Here is a 1,597-nt window from a genome sequence, read left to right on the forward strand (position 1 = left end):
GAGGAAACAATCATGAAGCGAAAAATACTTGCAGGTTTGCTGACGCTTTGCATGGCGGCGGGAATGGCCGTACCGGCAGCCGCAGCCACTACGCCTGCTGAACAGGAGCCGGGCGCTGACGGCCCGAAATACACACACGTAGACCACGTTTTGAATGAGGATACGCATAGAATCAACATGGAGATACTGGTTATGCCCGGCGAGAGTTTCACCGCACAGCCCAACATGGAGATTGACAAGCGCGATTGCATGTGTGTCACGGCGGACGGAAAGTGGAAGTATGTAACTACGCTTAGATTCATGCATGCAGACCTGTATTTGGGATATGTTAATATTCCTAATTCTAATTACAGTGCTCATGAACCGAGGTATGTAAGTGATGGCTATTTAACAACCAGCACGCCGGATTTGTCAAAGCTGGAACCCATAACAAAATATTATGACAATGCGATAAAGATTGCCATTGAAAACAAGTTATTAGAGATCGACCCATCAGCCTATGGGGAAGAAGAATATAGTAATTTACAGTCCGCTTTGGAAGCGGCATGCGAACTTCCGGGGCATACTTTCAATGCAGGATATGTTAACAATACTGGTTTACCCATGCGTTTAGACGCTTGTTATGCCGGCGGTAAGGGAGCCGAAGGCGAGGAAGTGGGCACAGAAGGCTGCGGACACGTCGGTCATGGGCCTGTACAATCGATGTATGGCGGAGGTTTCTCTCAGTTCTATGTTACCTTTTATGAGCCTTATTACAATATAAACTATGAAGGCGTGGAAAACTATTTTACCGAGGAAGAATTGGCGGATTTGCCTGACCGCTATTATTTCCAGCGGGAAGAGCAGCAGATTGTTCTGCCAAATCCTGTTCGGCCCGGCTATCATTTTAAAAACTGGAGAAATAATGGAGGAGATACAATTATTGGTTCGGGTGAAACAAAAACGGTAAAAGACGGTAAAACCATTATAACCTTTGACTATGAAAACGGTTTAAAAAGAGGGGCAAGGGACAAAAACTTGGCGCCAATCTTTACAAGAGGCTGTACGGTTACTTTCAATCCCAACGGCGGAGCATTGAAGGACGGGGAAAAAGCTATCCGTGAAATTGACCTCAAGAGCGTGGAAAACGGACAGTTTTTCGACATCGGAGGGGTTATCCCCGTGCGTGAGGGTTACACCTTTGCAGGCTGGTATACATCGCCCGACTGCACAGATGAAAGCCGGATTGCAAATACCGCAAGCGACGAGTGGATCAATGCGTATGATATGCAGGTTTACGCAAAATGGGAGAAAAATGTTACCGAACTGACCAACTCCGACACCAACGTTTCCATCTCCCTGACCGACGGTGTGCCGGAGGACGCGACCCTTTCCGCTGATACTATCGCGCAGGAAAGCGTACTGGAAAGCCGTCCGGAGCTGAAAGAGGAGCTGCCGGGCCTGCTGTCCATTTACGACATCAGCGTCCGCCAGAATGGGGAAACCCTTGAAATCAAGGACAATCCCATGACGGTGAAAATCCCGCTGAACGACCACCTGAAAGGCTACAAATACTATCAGGCGGTGTATCTGGGCGACCCATTGGAACGCTTTGACG

Annotated in this window: 1 protein-coding gene; it reads left to right on the forward strand. The window is 48.3% G+C overall.

The window, feature by feature from the left end; translation table 11 throughout:
• Nucleotides 1-12: 12 nt before the first annotated feature.
• The coding region (locus tag H6A20_RS13000; protein WP_204907524.1) for an InlB B-repeat-containing protein at nucleotides 13-1,597 on the forward strand (1,585 nt) is incomplete at its 3' end.

Source organism: Mordavella massiliensis (assembly GCF_016901695.1).
Classification (GTDB): domain Bacteria; phylum Bacillota; class Clostridia; order Lachnospirales; family Lachnospiraceae; genus Claveliimonas; species Claveliimonas massiliensis_A.